26 protein-coding genes are annotated in these 24,258 nt (G+C 47.4%); 21 read left to right on the forward strand and 5 right to left on the reverse strand.

Going from position 1 to position 24,258, the window contains the following annotated elements; all coding sequences use genetic code 11:
• Position 1 precedes the first annotated feature (1 nt).
• From AC4G47_RS09310 to AC4G47_RS09345, 8 genes are all read left to right on the forward strand, one after another.
• Positions 2-1,000, forward strand: coding sequence for a hypothetical protein (locus AC4G47_RS09310; RefSeq protein ID WP_491105813.1), 999 nt, complete (start codon positions 2-4; stop codon positions 998-1,000).
• Positions 1,001-1,002: 2 nt separating this feature from the next.
• Entirely contained in the window at positions 1,003-1,689 is a 687-nt protein-coding gene (locus AC4G47_RS09315; RefSeq protein WP_491105814.1) for a hypothetical protein, read from the forward strand.
• A 31-nt stretch (positions 1,690-1,720) separates the two neighbouring features.
• Positions 1,721-2,125: a GNAT family N-acetyltransferase gene (locus tag AC4G47_RS09320; protein WP_491105815.1), complete on the forward strand. Its 405-nt coding sequence runs from the start codon at positions 1,721-1,723 to the stop codon at positions 2,123-2,125.
• A gap of 204 nt (positions 2,126-2,329) precedes the next feature.
• Positions 2,330-2,749 carry an organic hydroperoxide resistance protein gene (locus AC4G47_RS09325; RefSeq protein WP_215079538.1) on the forward strand — a complete coding sequence of 140 codons (420 nt, stop codon included), beginning with the start codon at positions 2,330-2,332 and terminating at the stop codon, positions 2,747-2,749.
• Positions 2,750-2,894: 145 nt separating this feature from the next.
• Positions 2,895-3,074 (forward strand): hypothetical protein, encoded by a 180-nt coding sequence (locus tag AC4G47_RS09330; protein WP_491105816.1) that lies wholly within the window; start codon positions 2,895-2,897, stop codon positions 3,072-3,074.
• Positions 3,075-3,148: 74 nt separating this feature from the next.
• Complete coding sequence (locus AC4G47_RS09335) at positions 3,149-3,349, forward strand: hypothetical protein (protein ID WP_458123295.1); 201 nt, start codon at positions 3,149-3,151, stop codon at positions 3,347-3,349.
• A 199-nt stretch (positions 3,350-3,548) separates the two neighbouring features.
• On the forward strand, positions 3,549-4,103 hold the full coding sequence (locus AC4G47_RS09340) for a stalk domain-containing protein (protein WP_278298976.1): 555 nt from the start codon (positions 3,549-3,551) through the stop codon (positions 4,101-4,103).
• Between the two features lie 98 nt (positions 4,104-4,201).
• Positions 4,202-4,519 (forward strand): DUF1292 domain-containing protein, encoded by a 318-nt coding sequence (locus tag AC4G47_RS09345; RefSeq protein WP_036614722.1) that lies wholly within the window; start codon positions 4,202-4,204, stop codon positions 4,517-4,519.
• A gap of 206 nt (positions 4,520-4,725) precedes the next feature.
• Here the strand turns inward: AC4G47_RS09345 and AC4G47_RS09350 are convergent, their stop codons facing one another.
• Complete coding sequence (locus AC4G47_RS09350; protein ID WP_458127300.1) at positions 4,726-6,201, reverse strand: aminotransferase class I/II-fold pyridoxal phosphate-dependent enzyme; 1,476 nt, start codon at positions 6,199-6,201, stop codon at positions 4,726-4,728.
• A 177-nt stretch (positions 6,202-6,378) separates the two neighbouring features.
• On the opposite strand from AC4G47_RS09350, the gene AC4G47_RS09355 reads away from it, so the two are divergent.
• Positions 6,379-7,671, forward strand: coding sequence for an MFS transporter (locus AC4G47_RS09355; RefSeq protein ID WP_491105817.1), 1,293 nt, complete (start codon positions 6,379-6,381; stop codon positions 7,669-7,671).
• Positions 7,672-7,793: 122 nt separating this feature from the next.
• Here AC4G47_RS09355 and AC4G47_RS09360 read toward each other — a convergent pair whose 3' ends face one another.
• Positions 7,794-7,976, reverse strand: coding sequence for a DUF1054 family protein (locus AC4G47_RS09360; protein ID WP_491105818.1), 183 nt, complete (start codon positions 7,974-7,976; stop codon positions 7,794-7,796).
• Between the two features lie 251 nt (positions 7,977-8,227).
• Here AC4G47_RS09360 and AC4G47_RS09365 point away from each other — a divergent pair, with 251 nt between their 5' ends.
• The 3 genes from AC4G47_RS09365 (at position 8,228) to AC4G47_RS09375 (ending at position 11,243) form a co-directional block, all read left to right on the forward strand.
• Positions 8,228-8,827, forward strand: coding sequence for a YkzI domain-containing protein (locus AC4G47_RS09365; protein ID WP_491105819.1), 600 nt, complete (start codon positions 8,228-8,230; stop codon positions 8,825-8,827).
• A 173-nt stretch (positions 8,828-9,000) separates the two neighbouring features.
• Positions 9,001-10,410, forward strand: coding sequence for an NADP-dependent phosphogluconate dehydrogenase (gene gnd, locus AC4G47_RS09370; protein ID WP_145322900.1), 1,410 nt, complete (start codon positions 9,001-9,003; stop codon positions 10,408-10,410).
• 323 nt (positions 10,411-10,733) lie between these two features.
• Complete coding sequence (locus AC4G47_RS09375; RefSeq protein WP_260871033.1) at positions 10,734-11,243, forward strand: shikimate kinase; 510 nt, start codon at positions 10,734-10,736, stop codon at positions 11,241-11,243.
• Positions 11,244-11,367: 124 nt separating this feature from the next.
• On the opposite strand, the gene AC4G47_RS09380 is transcribed toward AC4G47_RS09375, so the two are convergent.
• On the reverse strand, positions 11,368-11,673 hold the full coding sequence (locus AC4G47_RS09380; RefSeq protein ID WP_491105820.1) for a rhodanese-like domain-containing protein: 306 nt from the start codon (positions 11,671-11,673) through the stop codon (positions 11,368-11,370).
• A gap of 106 nt (positions 11,674-11,779) precedes the next feature.
• Here AC4G47_RS09380 and aroA point away from each other — a divergent pair, with 106 nt between their 5' ends.
• The 4 genes from aroA (at position 11,780) to ptsP (ending at position 17,405) form a co-directional block, all read left to right on the forward strand.
• Positions 11,780-13,075, forward strand: coding sequence for a 3-phosphoshikimate 1-carboxyvinyltransferase (aroA, locus tag AC4G47_RS09385; protein ID WP_366348987.1), 1,296 nt, complete (start codon positions 11,780-11,782; stop codon positions 13,073-13,075).
• A gap of 61 nt (positions 13,076-13,136) precedes the next feature.
• Positions 13,137-13,571: a CoA-binding protein gene (locus AC4G47_RS09390; RefSeq protein ID WP_017687409.1), complete on the forward strand. Its 435-nt coding sequence runs from the start codon at positions 13,137-13,139 to the stop codon at positions 13,569-13,571.
• A 196-nt stretch (positions 13,572-13,767) separates the two neighbouring features.
• Entirely contained in the window at positions 13,768-15,648 is a 1,881-nt protein-coding gene (locus tag AC4G47_RS09395; protein WP_458123291.1) for a glucose PTS transporter subunit IIA, read from the forward strand.
• Complete coding sequence (gene ptsP, locus AC4G47_RS09400; RefSeq protein WP_491105821.1) at positions 15,645-17,405, forward strand: phosphoenolpyruvate--protein phosphotransferase; 1,761 nt, start codon at positions 15,645-15,647, stop codon at positions 17,403-17,405. The genes AC4G47_RS09395 and ptsP overlap by 4 nt, the downstream gene beginning before the upstream one ends.
• A gap of 123 nt (positions 17,406-17,528) precedes the next feature.
• Here ptsP and AC4G47_RS09405 read toward each other — a convergent pair whose 3' ends face one another.
• Complete coding sequence (locus AC4G47_RS09405) at positions 17,529-18,053, reverse strand: type 1 glutamine amidotransferase domain-containing protein (protein WP_336763528.1); 525 nt, start codon at positions 18,051-18,053, stop codon at positions 17,529-17,531.
• 277 nt (positions 18,054-18,330) lie between these two features.
• Here AC4G47_RS09405 and AC4G47_RS09410 point away from each other — a divergent pair, with 277 nt between their 5' ends.
• The 4 genes from AC4G47_RS09410 to AC4G47_RS09425 all read left to right on the forward strand — a co-directional run bounded on the left by AC4G47_RS09410 (position 18,331) and on the right by AC4G47_RS09425 (position 21,134).
• Positions 18,331-18,744 (forward strand): hypothetical protein, encoded by a 414-nt coding sequence (locus tag AC4G47_RS09410; protein ID WP_491105822.1) that lies wholly within the window; start codon positions 18,331-18,333, stop codon positions 18,742-18,744.
• 122 nt (positions 18,745-18,866) lie between these two features.
• On the forward strand, positions 18,867-19,214 hold the full coding sequence (ytxJ, locus tag AC4G47_RS09415) for a bacillithiol system redox-active protein YtxJ (protein ID WP_458123288.1): 348 nt from the start codon (positions 18,867-18,869) through the stop codon (positions 19,212-19,214).
• 92 nt (positions 19,215-19,306) lie between these two features.
• Entirely contained in the window at positions 19,307-20,320 is a 1,014-nt protein-coding gene (gene ccpA / locus AC4G47_RS09420) for a catabolite control protein A (RefSeq protein ID WP_062835383.1), read from the forward strand.
• Positions 20,321-20,438: 118 nt separating this feature from the next.
• The gene (locus AC4G47_RS09425; RefSeq protein ID WP_458123287.1) at positions 20,439-21,134 is read left to right on the forward strand and encodes a 5'-methylthioadenosine/adenosylhomocysteine nucleosidase; all 696 of its coding nucleotides are present in this window, start codon (positions 20,439-20,441) and stop codon (positions 21,132-21,134) included.
• Between the two features lie 136 nt (positions 21,135-21,270).
• On the opposite strand, the gene AC4G47_RS09430 is transcribed toward AC4G47_RS09425, so the two are convergent.
• The gene (locus tag AC4G47_RS09430) at positions 21,271-21,903 is read right to left on the reverse strand and encodes a GNAT family N-acetyltransferase (protein ID WP_491105823.1); all 633 of its coding nucleotides are present in this window, start codon (positions 21,901-21,903) and stop codon (positions 21,271-21,273) included.
• Between the two features lie 455 nt (positions 21,904-22,358).
• Here AC4G47_RS09430 and acsA point away from each other — a divergent pair, with 455 nt between their 5' ends.
• Positions 22,359-24,083, forward strand: coding sequence for an acetate--CoA ligase (gene acsA, locus AC4G47_RS09435; protein ID WP_491105824.1), 1,725 nt, complete (start codon positions 22,359-22,361; stop codon positions 24,081-24,083).
• The last annotated feature ends 175 nt before the right edge of the window (positions 24,084-24,258 follow it).

Raw genomic sequence — 24,258 nt, forward strand, 5'->3', positions numbered from 1 at the left:
CATGTCAATGGTTGAAAAAAATATCCAGGCAGAACAGACTGCTAATGTCACAGCCAACAGTGTCACTTCGCCTTACGATTATTGCGATGCAGAAACCAAACGGATGTACACGCCTCAATTTGATAAAAAAATGGACAATCCTATGTATACCGCTGTAATGGCGGGTCTTCAATCGATCTATTGGTTTCGGGCGATCAAGGTAAAGGGGCTTATCCCCGATGCCATGGCTGATTATTATGCCACGTATTCTACCAATCATAATCACATCGGAGGAATTGGACTAGCCTACTCGAACAGCCCGACAGGACCATGGACGAAACACGGACAGGTATATCTGGATACTGTGGTTGGGAATTCGACGGAAACTCCATTTGTAATCTGGAACGATGTTGAACAATTATTCTTCATGTATTATCAACAAAACGGGCTGGGGATTAATCAATCAACCGCACTTGCGACATCTGTGGACATGATCAATTGGACAAGAGTGGGTTTGATTTTGGATAAACCTCCCGGTTTTCCGGGTGATGGGCATACGGGATACTTCTCATGCTTCAGAAATGGCGGCAAATGGATCGGTTTCTCGGTGATGGGCGGGGGTGACTTTGGCCGTAAATGTATCTGGCACTCTCATGACGGGCGCTGCTGGTTAGCTGATCCCAGACCATTATTGGGCGGTAATGATGCCACTTTAACTGCGGCAGAGAACATTTCGAGATCCAATGCTGGTGTATTTATGTATAAAGGAAGCATGTGGTGGCTAGGCATGTTGTCAGCTTATGCTTCAGGTGGGGCTGCGACCGTAGCCCGGCCTGCGATCGCCAGGATCAGCGCAGACTTTCGACAGCTGCTGGATAAACCTTCAGATATACATTTTCCGGCATTGACCTGGGAAACGACGAACATGCAATCCATGATGGTGTCTGTTATGGACGGTGTAGTGTACGTGTATTACAATACCGATCATAATATCGGTGTAGCCTATTCGGTGGGGGTGTAGAGATGGTTATACGTGATGCAGCGGGTCAGATCGTACCCTTCGGAAAGGTCCACAAACAGCTTGTGGCCGATTTTCTTCACGGAACGTTACCGGACTGGCTTGAGGTGGTGGGTACACCAACGTTTGAGCCTTTGCCTGATAGAGGAACCATTACAGTCACAACAGCGGCAACGGCAGGAGCATCCGCAGAGTTGAAAATGAAGCATCTGATTGATAGCTCGAAAGTAACCGCTATTGCGTTCACATTGGAAGCGCTACAATTGAACGGGAATATTGGTATCTCGGTTCAGGTCGGCATTAAATCAAAGGATAGCAAAGCAGGAATCACCTTTTTTCAGAACGTCAATCAGAAGTATGGTATGGTTCGAGCCTATAAAGCAGACGGAACGTACACCGATTTCAAGCAAAACATGGTGTTCTTCACCACACATGGCATAGCAGGAGATGAGGCACAGAACCGTAAAAATCTCACTGTGCTGCTCTGTACCGGATTACAGTTCTCAGCTGGGTTCGAGAGACCGTCTGTATGGCTTGGTGCAGATGACCAATACGGCGGTGTTGCTGCTGATCTCAGCGGTGGACTGTTCCAACATGGAAACCTGCAATGTCTGTTAAAATTGACAACAAGCCCGGCAGAGGCGAAGTATTTCAAATGTGCACAGGTGAAGGTCGATATCTGGAGTAACTGATTGGTTAGACAGGTTGGGGAGGTATTTGACGATGAACACGATCCATTATTCAGCAGAATCACTTGAAAATGTGGAGCAGTTACTAACTTTATATGAAGCTTTGGGATGGAACTCGCTAAACTTAACCCTTGATGAGTTGGAGCGTATGTGCAGACAGAGCTGGTATGCATTATATGCGTATGACCAACAGCGCTTGGTCGGTATGGGGCGCGTAATATCCGATGGGGTCATCACAGGCATCATATGTGGAGTAGGTATTCTGCCTGACTACCAATCCCGAGGAATCGGTAAGGAGTTGTTAACACGAATCATTGAACATTGTGAGAAAAATAAGGTGATTCCACAATTGATGTGCACCGAAGGTTTGGCAACCTACTACGAAAAACTCGGATTTGAGAGATTTACGATTGGAATGACGAAGAGAATAAAGCGATAAAAGCTGTTCGTGAGTATAAACATGTATGATCTGTCCTAACGATAAAAAGTATATTTAGAAGTCGCTATGTAAGCGGCTTCTTTTTTTGTTTCAAATAATCATTTACAAACACGATTAAATTGTGTACAATCAAATTGTTAGCAAAACAAAAAACAAGAAATCATGTTTAACCAATAAAATTAAATTCGAAGAGGAGTCTTTCACATGAAAACATTATATGAAACTACAGTAATTAATACAGGCGGACGTCAAGGAATCGTACAATCCCCAGATAACGTGTTTATGTTGGATGTCGCTGCCCCCCCTGAACTTGGAGGCAAGGTAACGACGGCTACGAATCCGGAGCAGCTGTTTGCAGCAGGATATAGTGCTTGTTTTAACTCCGCGCTGGAGTTCCAATTGAAGAAACACAAAGTTGAAATTGAAAGAAGTACCGTAGCTGCAACCGTAATGTTGGTGACGGACTCTGAGGATAATGGCGTGAAGCTTCAAGTAGATTTGGAAGTTAAAATTCTCGGTCTGGATGAGGAGACAGCACAGAAGTTTGTGAAACTTGCCCATGACTACTGCCCATATTCCAAAGGAATCAAAGGGAACGTGAATGTTAACGTGGAACTGGCGTAATCATTGATACTATGTATAGTTGATTAGAAACCTCCGAGAAATCGGAGGTTTTTTGGTGTTTTATGCAGAAGAATCAAATTCTCCCTCTAATATGGGTTATAATGGTATAAGGATTAAACAAAGCTGCTGAAAGGGGAATGTACTTATGATGGATTTTAGCAAACCACCCCATGGCTCTGAGACTGATACCCACCGTCAGCGTCATCAGGAAAATGAACAGAAATACCTGTCCGGAGGGAAGAGCATCTGGTATGAAATTAGTAATTGGCTCATTCTCGCAGGCATCCTTCTGGTCATATTCTTATTATTTAAATACGTTTTCTAAATAGACACACAACCGGGCGAATCCCCATATGATGCATTACATCAGTAAGCACTTGGGGAAATGGGGAATCCGGGATGGCAAAGGCAAAAGGAAAGAAAGCTCCCGCGCTGAAGAGTGACAAAATTCGTGTGTCCATGAAGTTGGTCACTTCGGATGTATGCGAGAGATGTAAAACACCATGTACACGAGGAATGGAGTACGCTGCACGGATGAGAATTGAAGGGGCTGTAGGTAAAGGTGTTCCCTGTATACTGACCCGCCATACTTCTTCGTAACTCTTCATGTAATCCCGTATATATAACAATAATAGGATAGGGGCATCCTTTAATGAGGATTGCCTCTTTTTGCGTATTCCAATGGGTGGAAAAAATGTTGGATAAAAAATGAAAAATGATGAAAAACAGCGCAACTTTGTGGATGAATCTGCAGTATAAATGTACAACAGCTAGCAGCAGGGGAGGGAATATTGACGGGATGAAATGGAAACGAATATTGCTGTGTGTCACGGTATTCTCCTTGCTCGGCGGGTCTTTATTGTTTGCGGATTCGGTGAACGAGAAGATTCGAGTTCTCATTAACGGCAAGGAAGCAGCTGACGGAGGTTACCTCATTGATGGAACGACCTATGTACCTGTAAGGGAAGCCGGAGGCGTCGTCAAATGGGATAGCAGTAACAAGAGAGTAACGGTGATTAAACCGAATGTACATATTTTTCTCTTCAAGGGAGACACTGTATTTGGTAACGTTAACGTGGGTAAACTGAAATTCAATGTATTTTCACAAGTGGACAGTTTAACAGCAGATGTAGCTGCCGTGAAAGTAACCATCACCAATCCAAGCGGTCAGGTGAAGGATATCCAGTCACAGGAGCTTACAACGCAGAAGGATAATTTCTGGTTCCGCACATATGATTTTACGTATGATTTCAGTCGTGCTGGCAAGTACCAAGTCGGTTTTCATATTAAAGAAAATGCAAACAGTAACTACGTCCTGGTAGCGGAGAAAATCATTACAGCGCTGAACGATTGAAGCGAAAGTAACGCTGCCCTTTTAAATTGACCTGGCTCAATGAACATGTTACGATATGCAAGGTTACACAATTTCTATTTAAAAAGCGAGGTATTTCAATGAGCGATCACACACATGAACACGGCGATGGCTGCGGATGCGGGCAAGACCACGACCACGACCACGAGCATGAAGAAGTCCTTCTCACATTAACAGACGAGAACGGCCAGGACGTGGAAATGGTTTTGGTGGAGACGTTTGACGTGGAGAAGCATGTTTATGCGCTCCTGCTGGAACGTAACAATCCTGAAGCTGACGGCATCATCCTGCGTATGGAAGAAGAAGACGAGGAAATGGTGCTCTACAATATTGAAGACGAAGAAGAGTGGAACCGCGTTGAAGCGGCTTACAACGAACTCGTTGCATCACAAGAATAGTCAATCTTTTGGAACATAGCATGAAGGCTCCTTGATTTCAAGGGGCCTTTTGTTTGTTTTCAAGAGGTATTCGAGCATTATCAAGCCCGTATGGTCAGAAAAATAGACGGAAAAATGCAAACTTGCTTTTCTTATAAAATAAAAAAGGACCAAGCTTAAGGCTTGGTCCTTCAAGTTCATTCCATTCACAGGGTAATGGAGTTGCTTTAGAAAATGGCATCGGCTTCCACGATCACTTTAACGTTGGTTACGCTGCGATCTTCGGGCCCTTTGACAGGTAATCCAACTTCGACATGGTCGATGATATAATCGATGTTCTCTTGGGTAATAACCTCACCCGGTAACAGGATTGGAATTCCTGGCGGATAGACATAGATGAATTCCGAAATAATACGTCCTGCGGATTCCTTGAATGGAATCACTTCGGTATCACCATAGAATGCATCCCGTGGAGTAAGCATCAACTGTGGAATATCCGGAACTTTAACCACCAGTTCATGCGCCGGGTTTACTTGATAATAGGTACGGGAGAGATCCTGCAAAGCGTTCAGCAAGATATCCACGCTGTCATCCGTATCTCCTGGGGTGATGAGACACAGAATATTGTACATATCACTAAGTTCGACCTCGATGTTGTAATGTTCGCGCAGCCAGTTCTCTGTCTCATATCCTGTGATGCCCAGATGGCGGACATGGATCGTTACTTTGGTGGGATCATAATTGAAGGTAGCTTCTGTACCCAGTAGCTCTTTGCCGAAGCAATATAGTCCGTCCATATCGTTAATCGAACGTCTGGCGAAATCAGCCAATTCAATCGCCTTCTGAGCAATTTCACGACCGTTGAGGGCCAGATTACGTCTGGATGTGTCGAGTGAAGCGAGCAAAATATATGAAGTTGATGTTGAAGTGAGAAGGCTCAGGATCGTCTGTACACGCTGTGGATTCACGAACCCGTTCTTCGTGTTCAGGTTGAGTACAGAGCTCTGCGTCATGGAGCCACCGAGCTTGTGAACACTGGTTGCAGCCATATCGGCACCTGCTGCCATCGCTGACAACGGCAGATCCTCATGGAAATGAATGAGTACGCCATGTGCTTCATCCACAAGCACAGGGACTTGATAGCTATGTGCCAGCTCAACAATCTCTTTCAGATCGGTAACCACACCGTAATAGGTCGGGTTAATCACCAGCAATGCCTTCGCATCCGGATGACGTTCAAGTGCGCGGCGGATAGACTGTGTGGTCACTCCATGGTCAATGCCCAGATTGGCATCTTGGGAAGGAGAGACAAATACGGGCTTCGCGCCTGAGAAAATAATGGCGGACAGAACCGATTTATGCACATTGCGGGGCACAATAATTTTGTCACCCGGTGAGCATACAGACAGAATCATGGTCATGATGGCACTGCTTGTGCCTTGTACACTAAAATAGGTATAATCGGCTCCGAAGGCATCTGCTGCCAGGATCTGTGCTTCCTGAATGACACCGGTTGGCTGATGCAAGTCATCCAGCGGTGCGATGTTAATCAAATCTATGGAGAAGGCATTATCGCCAATAAATTCACGGAATTCAGTATCCGCTCCCAATCCTTTTTTATGGCCCGGAATATGAAACTGTACCGGATTGAGTGCCGCATGATTTTTTAAAGCGGTAAACAGCGGCGTACGGTGGTGATTCATCAGTGCTGTCACAACCCTTCCTAATAAAATTGGTAAACAAAGATGAGTATAGCAAATTAAGAACCGAATGCAAGCAGTATAATCGACAATTTTTTAAATTGCCGAGATTTGGTCACATTCCCCAGGGTTACACTATGGATAGGGGATAGGCAAATGAACGCCGAAAGGGGAAAAAGAATGCAAACCGATACGAAACCAGCCAAAATTTTGCGATCACCATTTTTTATCGCGATGTGGCTTACACTTTTTCTAGTTGAAATTATCAAAGGGGCCCTGTTGGTTGCTGTTCTGCCCGTGTATATGGACAATATTCTGGGACTATCTGCTGGTGTCATCGGTGTGGCGTTTGCTCTTCAATATCTGGGAGATAATCTGTTCCGGGCACCTTCCGGCTGGGCAGCAGAACGGATCGGATTCCGTGCAACGATGGTCACAGCACTAATCTGTACCTTAATCGCTGTAATTATGATCCTTTTTCTTAAAAGTGCCTTTGGACTGGCCATGGCCTGTCTGATCCTTGGCATTGGTACGTCACCGCTTTGGCCTTGCGCCATGACAGGGGTGACTGCGATGTCAGGCCCGCAGAACAAGAATGGTACAGCGATGGGTGCACTGGAGATGGCTGCTCTGGGCGGAACCGGGCTTGGACCAGTAGGCATGAACTGGTTGCTGGAGCGTACACATCATGATTATCGAACCATATTCCTCGTGCTGATGGGGTGTGCCATACTGGTTATCCTGGTAGCGATGATTCTGCCCGGACGTGTCATTGTCGAAGGAGGGCATGCCGAGCAAGCGGCGAAGAATGGAGATGTGAAATATCCAGCCAAACCGAATCTGCTCACGCCGTTCATCCGGCTGCAAAAGAGTGTGAAGGGCACATTGCAAAGAGTGCGGAGCACGCTTAATGTCAATCCGCTGGTGTATCCTGCCTTGTTTATGCAGTCATTTGTCATCGGGCTGCTCAGTCCTGTAATTACGCTATATACACGCACAGACCTGCAGATTTCACCGAACCTATACAGTTTGTTGCTGATTGCGGGTGGTGGAATAACGGTTATTGCCTTGCTGCCTGTAGGTAAAATGGTAGACAGGTTCGGCACGAAACCGTTCCTGAACGTTGGTTTTTTGATGGCGGCCGCGAGTCTGTTCGCGTTTTCCTCCATAACGTCTATTCCGGTGGTGTTTGGCGTTGTCATGCTGGTGGGGATCAGTTATGCCATGATTTTGCCAGCCTGGAATGCTTTTGTAGCTACGCTGATTCCCAAAGGGGAGCGGGGAGCGATCTGGGGATTCTTCCTTACATTGCAGGGATCAGGCATGGTTGTAGGCCCCATCGTATCCGGGCTGCTGTGGGACCATGTTAGCCATCCGGCTCCATTCATCGGGAGTGCCATTGTCATGGCAGGACTTGCCGTAGTGCACTTTGTATTATCCCGAAATCCGTTTCGTACCGCTCCAGCCAAATAAGAAAAAGAAAAGGGAGTTCCGTCAACCGTCGTGGTTACTGGAACTCCCTTTTGACGTGGCGGTTGTTGTTCCCGCCACGTCATTCAGTGCAAATATCCTTTGCACATATATAGCTGCTTGGCTTAAGACAAAGACATTCTATAAAGCGGCAGCAAGGTTTGGAACGTTGAACGGGCCGTTTCCAGGAACTTGTCCCCATCCGCGGCAAGCGGATCATCCCGATCAATACGCAGTCCGCACATCACCTCGGCTTTTTTCACTGTCTTCAGCTTGGTCATGATTGTTTCATAATCCTCATCCTGCATGTCCTTTTGCAGTGTGCCAATCCGAGAAAGTCATCTGCATACCTCCATTTCGCGTCCATTATATCATGAAAATCGGGGGCTTGCCCCTGTGCGCCTGCGGAAAGCTGCAATCCAGAGGTCCTTTCGGTGAAAAATAGTCAAATAACCAAGTACCCTTACATAAAATGAAGTATAAAATAGGGTAAGCCGATTGAGTAGAAGCGATTGAAGACGAGGGCCGGAGCAAATCCGGTACAGATGGAGGGAGTGCCGTGAATAAGAGTTATGAAGTTGAATATTGCAATCTGGAGCTGCGGTTCAACCGTCGGCATATCCAAAATTTGATCAAAGACCTTATTCGTGAGGGGTATTCACTATATTGGAGCGAGGACGAATCCTTTTTTATCCTGTCTGTCCGTACCGGCCGCAAGCTGGTAAAGCTCCGTTTTCAACAGACACGCAGTGGGAACTATAAGATGACAGGCGATTATATTATCAAGGACGCCAAGCTGGCAGAGTGGTTGGAGAAGCTGATTGGAGATACACGTGGGCATGCGGTTGTGAAGAGGTTCAAGGATCAGCAGATGACTGTGGAGAACATTTTGTTCGGTGAAGTCATTCGTCTCGTTGAAGTGTCCGGGTTCAAACAGCGTGTCATTTTTCAAAAGGAACCTGCGCCAACGGCGGAAGAGATGGAAGAAATGTTCCTCTCCCGCGAAGGCGAGGAGCGACTGATGTTGTTGCGCATGGAAGTGGACGATGAGCTGGAGCGCCTGTACACGGCCATGCAGATGGATAATATCCAAAAAGCAAATGCTTGTCGTGAAGTCTTAAAACAGCTGTCTGGACATTTGTTAATGCTGGAAGGCTGATCAAGACAAGGCCGTATTTATGAAAATACGATGAACACCTCAGCAGATTGGGGTGTTTTCTCGTTGCGTAACTGTGCCACGGGGTTCACTTCTATACATAAAACCGTTAAAATGGGAGTATTGTTGAGAATTTATTTCAATAAAATTAATTGGAGCAAAGGATGGAGGACCAGATGACAAAACAACAAATCGGCGTAATTGGCCTGGCTGTCATGGGCAAAAATTTGGCCCTTAACATTGAAAGCAGAGGTTTCTCGGTATCGGTATATAACCGTTCCCCGGAGAAAACCAATGATCTTCTGAAGGAAGCTGAAGGTAAAAACCTGACAGGCTCATTCTCCATTGAAGAGTTCGTAGCATCCCTGGAATCCCCGCGCAAAATTTTGATCATGGTACAAGCCGGCAAAGCGACCGACGCTACTATTGAACAACTGCTTCCTCACCTGGATGAAGGCGACATCATCATTGATGGAGGGAACGCATACTTCCCTGACACGCAACGCCGCAGCAAAGAGTTGGAAGACAAAGGCATTCGATTCATCGGTACAGGCGTATCCGGTGGTGAAGAAGGCGCATTGAAAGGCCCTTCCATTATGCCGGGTGGACAGGAAAGTGCTTATAAATTGGTTGAACCGATCCTGACGGCGATCTCAGCCAAAGTCGGTGACGATCCATGTTGTACATATATTGGACCTGACGGTGCCGGACACTATGTGAAAATGGTGCATAACGGAATCGAGTACGGAGACATGCAATTGATTGGTGAAGCGTACCACTTGCTCAAATCCGTATTGAATGTTTCCGTTGAAGAGCTTCATGCAATCTTTACGGAATGGAACCAAGGGGAGCTGGATAGTTACCTGATCGAAATCACGGCAGATATCTTCTCCAAATACGATCCTGAAACTGGAAAACCAATGGTTGACGTTATTCTGGACGCTGCTGGACAAAAAGGAACAGGTAAATGGACAAGCCAAAGCGCGCTGGATCTCGGCGTACCATTGTCCATGATTACAGAATCCGTATTCTCCCGGTTCTTGTCTGCGATGAAGGACGAGCGTGTAGCAGCTAGCAAAATCCTGAGTGGACCAGCGACGGAAGCATTCTCTGGCGACAAAAAGGCATTCATCGAGAGCGTGCGTAAAGCCCTCTTCGCAAGTAAAATCGTATCCTACGCACAAGGATTTGCACAAATGCGTGCAGCTTCCGATGAGTATGGCTGGGATCTGAAATACGGCAATATTGCCATGATTTTCCGTGGCGGTTGCATCATCCGTTCACAGTTCCTGCAAAACATCAAGGAAGCTTATGATAAAGACGCAGCACTGAAAAACCTGCTCTTGGATCCTTACTTCCAAAACATCGTTGAGTCTTATCAAGGCGCTTGGCGTGAAGTTGTAGCTGCGGCTGTAAAACAAGGTGTTCCAGTACCTGGCTTCTCCAGCGCACTGTCTTACTACGACAGCTACCGTACGGAGCGTTTGCCAGCAAACTTGTTGCAGGCTCAACGTGACTACTTCGGTGCTCACACGTTCAAACGTGTGGACAAAGAAGGCAGCTTCCACCACAATTGGATGGAGTAGTACCACATATATGAGTCGATGAGATTGGTAAAGCGCCCTTACGCAGGAGCTTTGGCCCGTTGAGAGACTCGAAAGAGGCTTGGCGTTCCGGTTATTGCCGGTTAACGCCAGGTCTCTTTTCGTTTTATACAGCCGTGTTATTTGTGAAAGTACTTCAGTATGATCTGGCGTCCTTAAGATGCGGAAGTTACTTGATCTGCCTTGGAAGTATTCATGGATGTTCGAAATGAAGTCGTAAGGCGATGGTCTTTCCCAGTCCGCAGGGCTGTGTTATGATAGGACAAAAGTGCTCACGAATTGCTTGGATTAAAGGAGTGTACACCTTGAGCAAGTCTAATAATATTATTCTCATCGGCATGATGGGAACCGGCAAATCAACCGTCGCTGACATGCTTGCACGCGAGCTTGGTTACCGATTGATTGATGTGGACGCCGCGGTGGAGAAAGAGGAAGGCTGTACGATTCCAGAACTGTTCACTGGCAAGGGCGAGACGTATTTCCGTGATGCCGAGAGTCGCATGTTGTGCTCGGTACTGGAGAAAAAGTCACAGGTGATAGCGACCGGCGGTGGTGTAGTGCTGCGTTCGGATAATTGTGACGTGATGTCGAAGAATGGTTGGGTCGTTGCCCTGACTGCTGATCCGGCAGTGATTGTAGAGCGTGTTAGCGGTTGTGACAATCGCCCGCTTCTCGCAGGCAATGCAGAGGAACGCATTCAGACGATTATGGAAGAACGAAAAGATGCATATCGGTTCGCGCATTATACGGTGGATACAACCGAGTTATCCGCTGGTGAAGTGACTCGTTTAATTTTAGCGCATTACCGCGTCTAAGCTTGTTATCATCGAAGTTTGTTGCTTGATAAAGAGTGGCAGATATAAGAAAACGGGCCATATTGGCCCGTTTGCAGGAGTGGAGTATAGTCACGAATTTATAGTGTCATAGCTCAGATTCCTTCTAGTCTTCCTGTTGCCATTGAAGCATGCCGCCGACCATGTTCGTACAGCCTTCATATCCGAGTTGCTGCAGATATTCACAAGCACGTTCACTGCGGTAACCGCTACGACAGATGATGATAATCTCGCCTGACTTATCAATCTCAGTCAGTCGGTCCGGAATCTGTCCAAGCGGGATATGCTTGGCTCCTTCGATCATGCCTTGCGCGACTTCATCGTCCTCGCGGACGTCTATCATCTGCAGCTTCTCTCCCGCCTGTAAACGGCGACGTAGCTCAGACGTTTCAATTTCAGCTATTTGTGTCATATTCAGGTCCTCTTTTCTGTATGGACTTAACGCCTATAATGATACCCAAGCGATGTACGGAATGTCAATTTGGCGACAATATAATCAATGAAGGAGAATTTCATCCATGGACGTTATTGTTAAACCAACCCCTACCCTGAACGGGGAAATCGGAGCTCTGTCCTCCAAAAACTATACTACCCGCTATTTGCTGGCTGCTGCGTTGGCAGAGGGCACAAGTACCATTCATTTCCCCGCACACAGTGAAGACAGTGACGCTATGCGCAGATGTATTCGCGATCTTGGGGCAGTGCTTGAAGAAGACGACAGCAAGATTGTGATTCAGGGCTTCGGCAGTCATCCCCGTGATGTGCGTGAATTGAATGTAGGGAATGCAGGTGCTGTACTTCGTTTCCTGATGGGCGTTACGGCGCTCTGTCCTGAAGTTACCTTTGTGAATACGTATCCGGATTCGCTCGGCAAACGCCCGCATGATGATCTAATCGATGCACTGGGTCAACTGGGTGTAGAAGTACAGCACGAACAAGGGCGCTTGCCGATTACGATCAAAGGCGGCAATGCCAAGGGTGGGCACATTCGAGTATCCGGCTCCGTTAGTTCCCAATATCTGAGCGCATTGTTGTTTGTTACGCCTTTGCTTGCAGAAGACAGCACCATTGAAGTGCTGAATGACCTGAAGTCCAAGGTCGTGATTGGACAGACCCTGGAAGTGTTGGAGCAGGCAGGTATCGTTATCCATGCAAGTGATGATTACATGTCTTTCCGTGTACCAGGTGGACAGGCTTACCAGCCAACGACCTACACGGTTCAAGGAGACTACCCGGGCTCAGCAGCGGTTCTTGCTGCAGCAGCGGTTACACAGTCTGATGTGAAGATTTTGCGCTTGATGGAGCAGAGCAAACAAGGTGAACGTGCTATCGTTGACGTGCTGCGCATGATGGAAGTACCACTCACACATGAGAACAATGTGGTTCATGTTCAGGGCAATGGCAGACTGAAAGCAATCGAATTCGACGGGGATGCCGCGACAGACGCCGTTTTGGCTATGGTAGCCGCAGCTGTGTTTGCGGAAGGCACCTCACGGTTCTATAATGTAGAGAACCTGCGTTACAAGGAATGTGACCGAATCACCGATTATTTGAACGAACTGCGGAAAGCAGGAGCGAACGTGGAAGAGCGTCAGGCTGAGATTATTGTACACGGACGTCCGGAAGGCGTCGAAGGCGGCGTTGAGATTAACGCTCACTACGATCATCGCGTAATTATGGCGCTCACTGTCGTTGGACTGCGCTCCAAAGAACCGCTTCGTATTCGGGATGCACACCATGTAGCCAAGTCTTATCCGCAATATTTCGATCATTTGCAGGCGCTTGGCGCTTCGGTTCAATGGGTAAAAGAGTAAAACAACTGAAAACCTGTCTTTTGAACACGCACTTTTAATCAGAAAAGGATGGTGCTTGAACATGGAATTTAACAACCCTACTCGTGAAGAAATTGGACAACTTTTGCGCAAGGCAGGCAACATCGCAGTCGTCGGCTTATCAGACAAATCGGATCGCACATCCTATATGGTAGCAGAAGCCATGCAGAGCAGAGGCTATCGCATCATCCCGGTTAACCCACAGGTACAGGGGGAAATTCTCGGAGAGACGGTATATGCCACGCTTGCGGATATTCCAGAGCCGGTAGACATTGTTAACGTGTTTCGCCGCGAGGAGTTTTGTGCGGATGTGGCTCGTGACGCTGCTGCCATCAAAGCGAATGTACTGTGGCTGCAGCTTGGCATCCATAGCGATGAAGCGGTCCAGATTGCTGCGGAGAACGGCATGACAGCGGTAACGAATCGTTGTATCAAGGTAGAGGATTCCATCGTTCTGCGCGGCGCTGGACGCGGCTGAGAAGCCCGTTCACCTGTGATCTGATGATCTCCTGATCGCACCCAATTGAATGTATATAGGATGAATCCCGTTAACTTGAAGTTGACGGGATTTTTTCTGTGCTATTTTTGCCGTATTAATTACCAATTGGTTACTGTTTTGCTTTGACAAAACGTTGCGTAAAGCTTACCATCTAGGATAGAAAGGAGAGGTCGCCATGAATTGGCTCGGATCCTTGCAGCAGCTCGGACGAGCGGTAATGCTGCCTACAATGGTCCTGCCCGCCGCCGCAATTTTGCTCAGTGTGGGCAGTCTGCCCTGGAACGCCTGGGGATTGGAAGTTGTCGGTGAAGTGTCTACCGTGGCCGGACACGGTATTTTTTATTTTTTACCGTATCTGTTCGCTGTCGGTGTAGCCCTGGGACTCTCCAACCAGGCCGGGCAAGCGGGACTCGCTGCGCTGGCTGGTATCGTGATATATGATCAGGTGACTCGCAACTTCGGCGACGGCACCGTTCAGCCCGCTTCCTTAATTGGAATCATACTCGGCGCGCTTGCCGGGGGAATGCATAATCGGTTCAAAAGTATTAAACTACCCGAAATCTTACAATTTTTCGGGGGTTCAAGGTTTGTTTTGCTTATCGTTGGACTCTGTTCGGCTCTGTTCTCTTGTTTTATGCTATGGCTCGCTCCGATTTTACAACATGGATTGAATGCCGTTGCCACTTGGGAATACAGTCTCGGTGGGTTTGGACTGTTCATCTATGGAGTGTTATACAGGGTGCTGGTCGCTTTCGGACTTCATCACCTGCTTAACAATGTGTTTTGGTTCCAGTTGGGAACCTTTGAGACGCCTGATGGTAACATTGTGCAAGGGGATTTGCCCCGATTTTTTGCAGGTGATCCAACTGCAGGATTCTTTATGGCGGGTTTGTTTCCCATCATGATGTTTGCTATTCCGGCGATAGCCTTCGCTATTATTCAGGAAGCCAGAGAAGATCTGAAACCGAAGATCAAGAAAACTTTTCTGACATCAGCACTCGTTTGTTTTCTGACGGGGGTATCCGAGCAGATTGAGTTTGCTTTTTTGTTCGCTGCACCTTATCTGTTCATCGTGCATGCAGTCATGTCCGGTGTTGCCATGTGGATCAGCTACTGGCTCGATATCCGGCACGGCTTTTCGTACTCCGCAGGTATTATTGATTACATACTCAATTTCCATCTATCGGAGAATGCTTGGAAACTCATTCCGGTTGGCATACTATATGGGCTGGTTTACTACTTCCTGTTCCGATGGGCGATTCGTACATTCAAGATTCCAACACCGGGACGTGAAGAGGGATCGATGCTGGAAGATTGGGTAGGGAACATTCCTTATCAGGCCCCTTTGATCCTCGAAGCATTGGGTGGAAAAGGAAATATTGTACAGGTTGAGGCCTGTATTACACGCCTTCGCCTGACTGTGCATGATGACCGACTGATCGACACGGGGGCCATGAAGAGTATGGGGTCCGCCGGACTGATCAAGCTGGGCGGCGGTAACGTACAGGTGGTATTCGGTACCTACTCGGAATTGATCCGGGAAGAAATCGCGAAGCTGCTCGAAAGAGATCTGCAACAGGTTCTGTTCTGTGCTCCCGTTCAGGGTAAGATGCTACCGATTGAAGAGGTTCCAGATCAGATCTTTGCAGCTAAGCTTGTCGGGGATGGGGTAGCCTTTGTCCCGGAACGCGGAGAGCTGGTATCACCTGTGTATGGAACGATTATGCATCTGTACCCGACCATGCATGCCCTGGGGATTTCCACCCGTGAAGGGCTTGAGGTGTTACTGCATATCGGCATCGATACATCTCAGTTGAAAGGTCATTTTGAAGCTTTTGTTCAGGAGGGCGATACGGTGGAGCCAGGGCAGTTGTTGATCAAGTTTGATCTGGCGGTACTTCGCGAGCAAGCGGCGTCACTGACAACACCCATGGTAATTACGAATCCGGATCGTGTAAAATCATGGAGTTTTGCTCCATTTAAGCAAGTTAAGAAAGGTCAGGCATCCGTTATGTCCGTGGTGCTCTATGACAGGAACGTTGGAGGGGTAGAATGAAGATACAAGGCATCAACGGAGCTGCAGGCATAGCCATCGGCAAAGCATTTGTCCTGCCCAGTTGGGAATGGGATCTGCCGGATCAGAAGATGGATTCGGTAGATCTCGCCCAGGAGTTCGAACGGCTGTATGAGGGCATACGGACATCAAAGGATGAGATCGAATATATCAAGAATGAGTTCAAGGAAGTCGTTGGTCCCGAGGAGTCCAGTATTTTTGATGCACATCTGGCCATCCTCGAAGATCCGGTATTCATGAACGAAATCCGAGGCATTATCGAGCGTCAGTACAAGGCGGCAGAAGTGGCGGTGAAAGAAGCCATTGACCACTTTGTTACGATGTTTGACCTGCTGGAAGACGAATATATGAAGGAGCGGGCTATTGACATCAAGGATGTGGGTAACCGTCTGCTCAAGCATCTGCTCGGCGCACCGGAGATTACACTTCCTTCGGATACCCAACCTTATGTACTTGTTGCGAAAGAGCTGTCGCCGTCTCAACTGGCACACCTTAATCCCACTCATGTGCTTGGCATTGTAACCTTAATTGGCGGGAAAACATCACATTCAGCAATTATGGCTCGTGCACTTGGCATTCCTCTCGTTTCCGGTCTGGAAGCGAGTCTTGGCATGCCGGTAGAGACAGGTGATATGCTTGTGGTAGATGGTGACAATGGCTTGGTATTTACCGATCCGGACCGTAAGACGATAGAACGCTACACGATGCTTCGCAGCAAACAGTTGAAGAAAAAGGAACAGCTACAGGTGCTTGCAACGGTGGATGCTGTAACCAAAGACGGAGCTGTATTACATCTTGCTTCCAATATCAGTTCCGTGAAGGAACTGGACATGGCTTTGAAACATGGAGCGAAGGGTGTAGGCTTGTTCCGGACAGAGTTCCTGTATATGGACCGGGCTACATTCCCGGGAGAGCAAGAACAATATGAGGTATACCGCCTTGTGGCAGAGAAAACAGCAGGCCAATCCGTTGTCATTCGTACACTGGATATTGGTGGTGACAAGCAGCTTGATTATTTTGAGCTTCCAGAGGAAGACAATCCGTTTCTGGGATACCGTGCCATTCGGATTAGTCTGGACCGCAAGGATCTGTTCAAAACACAGCTTACAGCCATTCTGCGTGCCAGTGCCGCCGGTAATGTCAAAATCATGTATCCGATGATCTCTTCGGTGGAAGAGCTTCAGCAGGCCAATGAGATTCTTCGTGAGGCGATGGCCGATCTGGACGAGCGGGGACTGTCATACGATCCTCACATTCAGGTGGGGATCATGATTGAAGTTCCAGCAGCAGTGATGATTGCAGATCTGCTGGCTGAGGAAGCGGACTTCTTCAGCATCGGTACGAATGATCTGGTTCAATATGTACTGGCAGTAGATCGAATGAACGAACAGATTGCCCATATGTATCATCCTTATCATCCGGCTGTTCTGCGGATGCTTCGTGCCACAGCAGATGCGGCTCACACAGCCGGCATTGATGTGAGTGTGTGCGGGGAGATGGCGGGGGACGAACGTGCCATTCCGCTATGGCTGGAGCTTGGCATTCGCCATTTGAGTATGTCTCCACAATCCCTGTTGCGTGTGAAGCACAGAGTGCTGAACACAACGGCATCAGCAGCCAAGGAAGAAGCTCGTAAGTGCTTCACCCTACGGACCAGCGGGGATATTGAGGAACGTCTACAAGTTTTTAATGACTCTACGGGGAATTCGGACGAACAGAGTGGATCAAATGCATCGTGAAATGGATAATTGGATATAAATACCTTTAAGTTAATATATTTACATTTGTGATAATTATTTATCGGTAAACTTAGTTAACAAAATAACCCCACTGTGCATGAAATCAGCACAGTGGGGTTATTTTTATTTGTCAGCGAGTGCATCGCAAAATGCCTTACCGTAAGGCGGAAGATCGGGTGGACGACGTGCTGAGATGATATGTCCATCGACAACAACCGCTTCATCTTTCCAGATGGCACCTGCATTTTCCATGTCATCCCGAATACCTGGTGTAGAAGTTACCGTAACCCCGTCCAGAATTTTGGCGGAGATCAGGACCCAACCAGCATGACAGATCTGTCCGATCGGTTTCCGGTCTGCATTCATTTCCTTTACAAGCTCGAGTACTTTGGGATAACGACGCAGCTTGTCCGGTGCCCAGCCGCCTGGTACGAGAATTCCATCATAGTGTGAACTGTCGAGTTCATCAAAACTGTATTCAGCTTCAGCCGGGACGCCATATTTGCCAATATAGGTTTTTCCTTTTTTCTCTCCAGCCAGATGTACCTCTGCACCTTCTTCGCGTACACGATGCACAGGGTACCACAATTCCAGATCCTCGAATTCTTCATCGACCAGAGCGATGACTTTCTTACCCGTTAATCTCATATCCATCTCTCCTTTTGCGGTGATTAGGGATGTCGCGTCTTTAATTGTAACAGATTCTCCGCGGGACTTCATGGAAGTGCATATTCACTTTTGAGGAAGCGATTACAAGTCAGTGACTGCCTATATTTCGACAACCTTGATCTGGTGGGAGTGGTAATTTGTGCAACCTCTCGATTACAGCAGGATTTGAGCCGAAATAGGTCGAATGGTACTTATATAAGAGTATAGAACGAATGAGGTGATGGTTGTGCGCAAGTCGTGCAGATGTGGACATGTTATGGAATTGGAATTAAGAACAGTGGTATACGCCAAAAAGGTGGAGATTCGAAACGTACCTGTATTTGCATGTACAGACTGTGTATCATACGAAGTGCTTCAGCCGGTCAAGCCGGATTTGACAGAATGCATAAGCACGCTGGGCGAACAACCCGTGAAGCAGGACGTATCTTTTGGTGAACGCAATGAACTGGCAGACTTGTTTCACGAGCAACTGCTGGCCTGGCCAGATGCGACCGATCGGGAGATGGAATATCGCATGCAGCAAGCGGTGGAGGGGCGTATTAATCTGCTGTTGGATATTATGGGTTACGCAACCAAGTCTGGAGATGCATCGTGGATTGAGAGCACGGAGCGCAGATTAAGTCAATTATCCGGATTTGTGTGGCAGGAGTACTTCTCGAATGCTGTCTAATTTTGACGTGTAAAATGCTTGTTTTCATGAAAATTGGCTTTTTCTCGCACTTTTTGTTAAGATATCGAAGAGTGAAAACGCTCAACATAGCGGTATTCCTGGTAAAGGGGGATGTATATCTAATGGCTGACATGACTAAAATGACAAGTATTGAACAGCTAAACTCCGCGGTGGAGGCTACCAAGGATCAACCCTTGCTTCTGTTTAAGCACAGCACACGCTGCCCGATCAGCTCGAACGCTTATCAGGAGATGAACGATTATTTGCATAACAATCCCAATGAACAAGTGAAATATGGCATCATTTATGTCGTGGAAGATCGCCCGGTATCCAATGAAGCAGCAGACAAGCTGGGTGTTAAGCACGAATCTCCACAGGCGATCCTGATCAAAAAGGGAATTCCTGTATGGCATACTTCCCATTCAGATATTACTAGCACTACACTTACAAATGTTTTGAGTGAGTCCTAAAGCCTATTTTAATTGATTAATGCAAAAAATTGTCGTAATATAAATCTTAATGAAAATGGTATGAAAATTTACTGGTAATGGAGAGAAGTACTGTGACGGTAACCATTTATGATGTGGCACGTGAAGCTGGAGTGTCTATGGCAACGGTATCACGGGTAGTTAATAATAACCCTAATGTCAAACCGCAAACGCGGAAAAAAGTATATGAAGCCATCGAACGGTTGGGATATCGTCCTAATGCGGTAGCCAGAGGTCTGGCGAGCAAGAAGACAACCACGGTCGGGGTCGTTATTCCGGATATTTCGAACTCAACCTTCGCGGAGATTGCCCGCGGAATTGAAGATATTGCGAATATGTATCACTACAATATTATTTTGTGTAATGCGGATAAGAAGAAAGAAAAAGAAATTCGTGTTATTAACACTTTGCTCGAAAAACAAGTAGATGGACTGCTCTTCATGGGCGGAACAGTAACGGACGAACACATTCAGGCGTTCCAGTCTGCGGCTGTGCCGATCGTACTTTGTGCAACGAGTGATGAGAAGGGAACATTCCCTTCTGTGGATATTGACCATGAGGCGGCTGCGTTTGACGCAGTAAATACCCTGATTCGTCATGGACACAAGGAAATCGCGATGATCAGTGGTACACTGCAAGATCCTGCGAATGGTTACGCGCGTTTCCAAGGTTACAAGAAAGCACTGGAAGCAGCAGGCATGGAATATCAGGAGGATCTGGTTCGTATCGGTAACTATCGTTATGAATCCGGTGTGGAAGCAATGAAATATTTCCTCGGACTGAAGAAAAAGCCTTCGGCAATCTTTGCTGCAACAGATGAAATGGCGATTGGTGCCATTCACAGTATTCAGGATGAAGGCCTGAAAGTACCGGATGATTTCTCCATTATTAGTGTGGATAACATTCGTATGGCTTCCATGGTGCGTCCTCAGTTGACGACAGTGGCTCAGCCGATGTACGATCTTGGCGCAGTAGCGATGCGTTTGCTGACGAAGCTGATGAAGAAGGAAAATGTAGAGAACCCACGGGTTATTTTGCCGCATGAAACGATTCTTCGTTTGTCAGTAAGTCACGCAGATGTAGTTTAATCGGGATGTTATATAGAAAGGGAGAAGCTATTCTCTCTACATAATGGATATGCGAAAGCTCCGGAGACGGAGCTTTTGTGCTGAATGAGATTAAAATGTAAACAGGGGGTATCCGAAGATGCGTGAAACGATCGGTATTATCGGAGCAATGGACGAGGAAGTAGAACTTTTGCTGGCAGGTATGAAGCAGCTTGAGACGGTCAAACAAACCGGTATTACTTACGTTGCAGGCGAGTGGCTTGGCAAGCAAATTGTCGTGTGTAAATCCGGTGTAGGTAAAGTAAACGCAGCAGTTACAACGCAGATATTGATTGATCGGTTTCAGGTTGACCGTATTATCTTCACAGGTGTTGCGGGGGCGGTTAACCCGGAGCTGAACATTGGAGATATGGTTATTTCGTCCGTATGTGTACAGCACGACATGGATGTAACGCCACTAGGGTTTGAGCGCGGGGTTATTCCTTACCAGGAGACATCTGCATTCCCTGCCGAGGCTTCGCTTATTACACTGGCTGAAGAAGCGTGTAAAGCGCAGGGAGCCAATTATCTGATCGGTAAGGTGTTATCGGGAGACCAATTTATCGCAAATAAAGATACGGTTAACATGTTATATACTGAAATGGACGGTGCATGTGCGGAGATGGAAGGGGCTGCAGTTGCTCAGGTCTGTTACATGAATCGTGTACCATTTGTTGTCTTGCGTGGGATGTCAGATAAAGCGGATGGTTCGGCACATGTGAACTTTGCTGAATTCACCGTGGAATCTTCGCAACGTTCACACGGCATTGTGGAGCACATGCTCGAAAATATGTAACGGTATAGCATGGAATGTGATGCAATCCGTTATGAACGAAAAACCGCCCATCGGTCAGCTGTTCCAGGAAGTATGGAGCAACGCTGCGAGAAGCGGTTTTTTATGTATATTGGTTTTCAAAAGGTTCCTTGAATCATCAATACATGAACCGATGGCGGAAGCGAACACGATCAAACTGTTCTTCCGATGTTATGGGCACCTGACTTCCGATTCGCACCATCAAACAGTTTGCTGGGTGTGAACAGATTTCGGGATCATCCGTTGCATACCAGGTCATATCGATCGTCTGCATCAGCCTCTCCATCATTTTGCGATAATCCCATACGTTTAGTCCACTACCCTTCAGATCCCAATGCCAATAATACTCTGTGGTGAAAATAATATAATTCTCCATGTGTTTATCATCCAACGCTGTAAGCAACATTTCACGTCCAACGCCAAGCGAGCGGTAGTCGTCCGCAACCTCGATTGCCCCAAGCTCAATCAAATCAGTCATGTTGCCCTCGGACCAGCGTTCGCATTCATCCGCATAGTGAAAAGTTACGTAGCCGATAATCGTTTCATTTTCGTGTGCGATGATGATTCGTCCTTCTGGCAATGCTGCAATCTCGGCCAATGCTTCCTGCTGCTCGGCTGGGCGCCGAAAGGCATCCAGATCGGAATGAAAGGCAAAATTGGTTATCTCCTTGGCCTGCATGTGGCCTTCAATCGTAATTCGATGGCCGGACTTGAAGATGGAACGCATGTGATGTTCCTTGATATGTTCCATGGTTCATGCTCCTCTCTCCCCCTACTTATTGAGGTTGTTCAAAAAGAACGCTTTTGATTACGAAGGATGCCTAGTGGCATCATCAGCATCGAATATGTCATTCAGCCGAAATGTCCGTTGCTCACGTAGTTTTCCCTACGCTCCGCTACTCCATTTCTAGCTTCATCCCATCTTCTTGGTACTGAAAACCGATCTTTTTGAACACGTATTTATAGCAAAAACCCAAAAAATTGAAAAGCCATAGACGACGATTGAAAAGATTTGCTATAATTGCGTAGACAAAAAATGTTCACAATTCAACGCAGTATGGATAACATCTGTTTGGCCGAGCAAGTACATGATGAGATGTTCTCTCTACTAATGTAAGCGCTAACTGGAAGTTCAGTCAACACAAAGGCAATGAGAATTAACCCACAACGGGAATCGAAATGTCGAGTTGAAGGAGGCTGGCAAGCATGAGTCAAGCACATGGTGAGATGCTGCAAACGGTTGTGTCCGAATCTAACCTGGGCGATTACACGGAGGCGAGAAGCCGGTTCGATTGGGAATCGGTGGAAAGGCACTTTACGTGGCACGCCAGCGGAAAAGTGAATATGGCGCATGAAGCGATTGACCGTCATGTCCTGGAAGGAAGGGGCGGAAGAACCGCTTTATTGTATAGCGATGCTTCGCGCGAAGAGGCCTATACTTTTGCTGATCTGAGTGAACAGTCGAGTCGGTTCGGAAATGTTCTCCGCAAATATGGCATAGCCAAAGGGGAGCGTGTGTTTATTTTTATGCCACGCAGTCCGGAGCTGTATTTTAGTCTTCTGGGTATATTGAAGGCTGGAGCCATCGCGGGACCTTTGTTCGAAGCGTTTATGGAAACGGCAGTGAAGGATCGGTTGGAGGATAGCAGGGCTGTAGCACTCGTCACGACTCCGGAATTGTTGGGGCGAATCAAACGTTCCGAATTACCCGAACTCAAACATATATTTATTGTGGGTGGCGGCGCACAGACGGAAGAAGGACTCATTGATTTTGATGCAGAGATGTCTGCCGCTTCGGATGAGATGGAAGTGGAGTGGCTGAACCGTGAGGATGGTTTGCTTATTCACTATACCTCAGGCTCTACAGGTAAACCCAAAGGGGTGTACCATGTTCAGAATGCCATGATTCAACACTATTATACAGGTAAGGTTGTGCTGGATTTACGTGAGGATGACGTGTACTGGTGCACAGCTGACCCTGGTTGGGTGACAGGTACCTCTTATGGGATCTTTGCCCCTTGGCTCAATGGAGTAACCAATGTGATACGTGGCGGTCGTTTCAGTCCTCAAGATTGGTACAATACCATCCAGAAGAACAAAGTCACCATCTGGTACAGTGCACCAACGGCCTTCCGTATGCTGATGGGAGCGGGGGAAGAGACCATTGCCCAGCATGATCTGAGCAGTCTGCGCCACGTAATGTCTGTTGGTGAACCGCTCAATCCGGAGGTCGTTCGTTGGGGATGGAAAGCCTATGGTCAGCGAATTCATGATACATGGTGGATGACCGAAACAGGCGCACAGTTGATCTGTAACTATCCCGGAATGCCGATCAAGCCCGGCTCCATGGGACGTCCATTGCCTGGAATTGAGGCAGCTATTATTGATGATCACGGGCAGGAATTGCCGCCATACAGTATGGGCAATCTGGCCATACGCACACCTTGGCCATCGATGATGGCGAAGATCTGGAATAACCCTGCGAAATACGAGGAGTATTTCAGGCTTACAGGCTGGTATGTATCCGGGGACTCTGCTTATATGGATGAGGAAGGGTATTTCTGGTTCCAGGGACGGATTGATGATGTGATTAATTCGTCAGGAGAACGAATCGGGCCCTTTGAGGTGGAGAGTAAGCTCTTGGAGCATCCTGCGGTAGCGGAGGCGGGTGTAATCGGCAAGCCGGATGTGACACGTGGGGAGATCATCAAAGCCTTTGTAGCGCTTCGTGAAGGATATGAGGCGACCCCGGAGCTGAAGGAAGAGATTTATCGTTTTGTTAAAGAGGGCCTGTCTGCCCACGCTGCTCCGCGTGAGATTGAGTTCAAGGATAAACTGCCTAAGACTCGTTCCGGCAAGATCATGCGCCGTGTGCTGAAGGCCTGGGAGCTTGATCTGCCAGCAGGAGATCTATCTACCATTGAAGACTAACGAACCAGTGTCAGGATCGGATCATTAAAGTGTCAAAGGCGATGTCGATTTCGATACAAAACGATCCAGGAGAGAAGTCATTACTAAACGAAGCCCAACACGGCGATCCTCTCTATTAAAATCGGTTGTGGAAGCCCGCTTATGCCCACGGCATGAAGCGGGCTTTTAGCTGCAC

The sequence above is a fragment of the Paenibacillus sp. Negev47 genome (assembly GCF_058313655.1).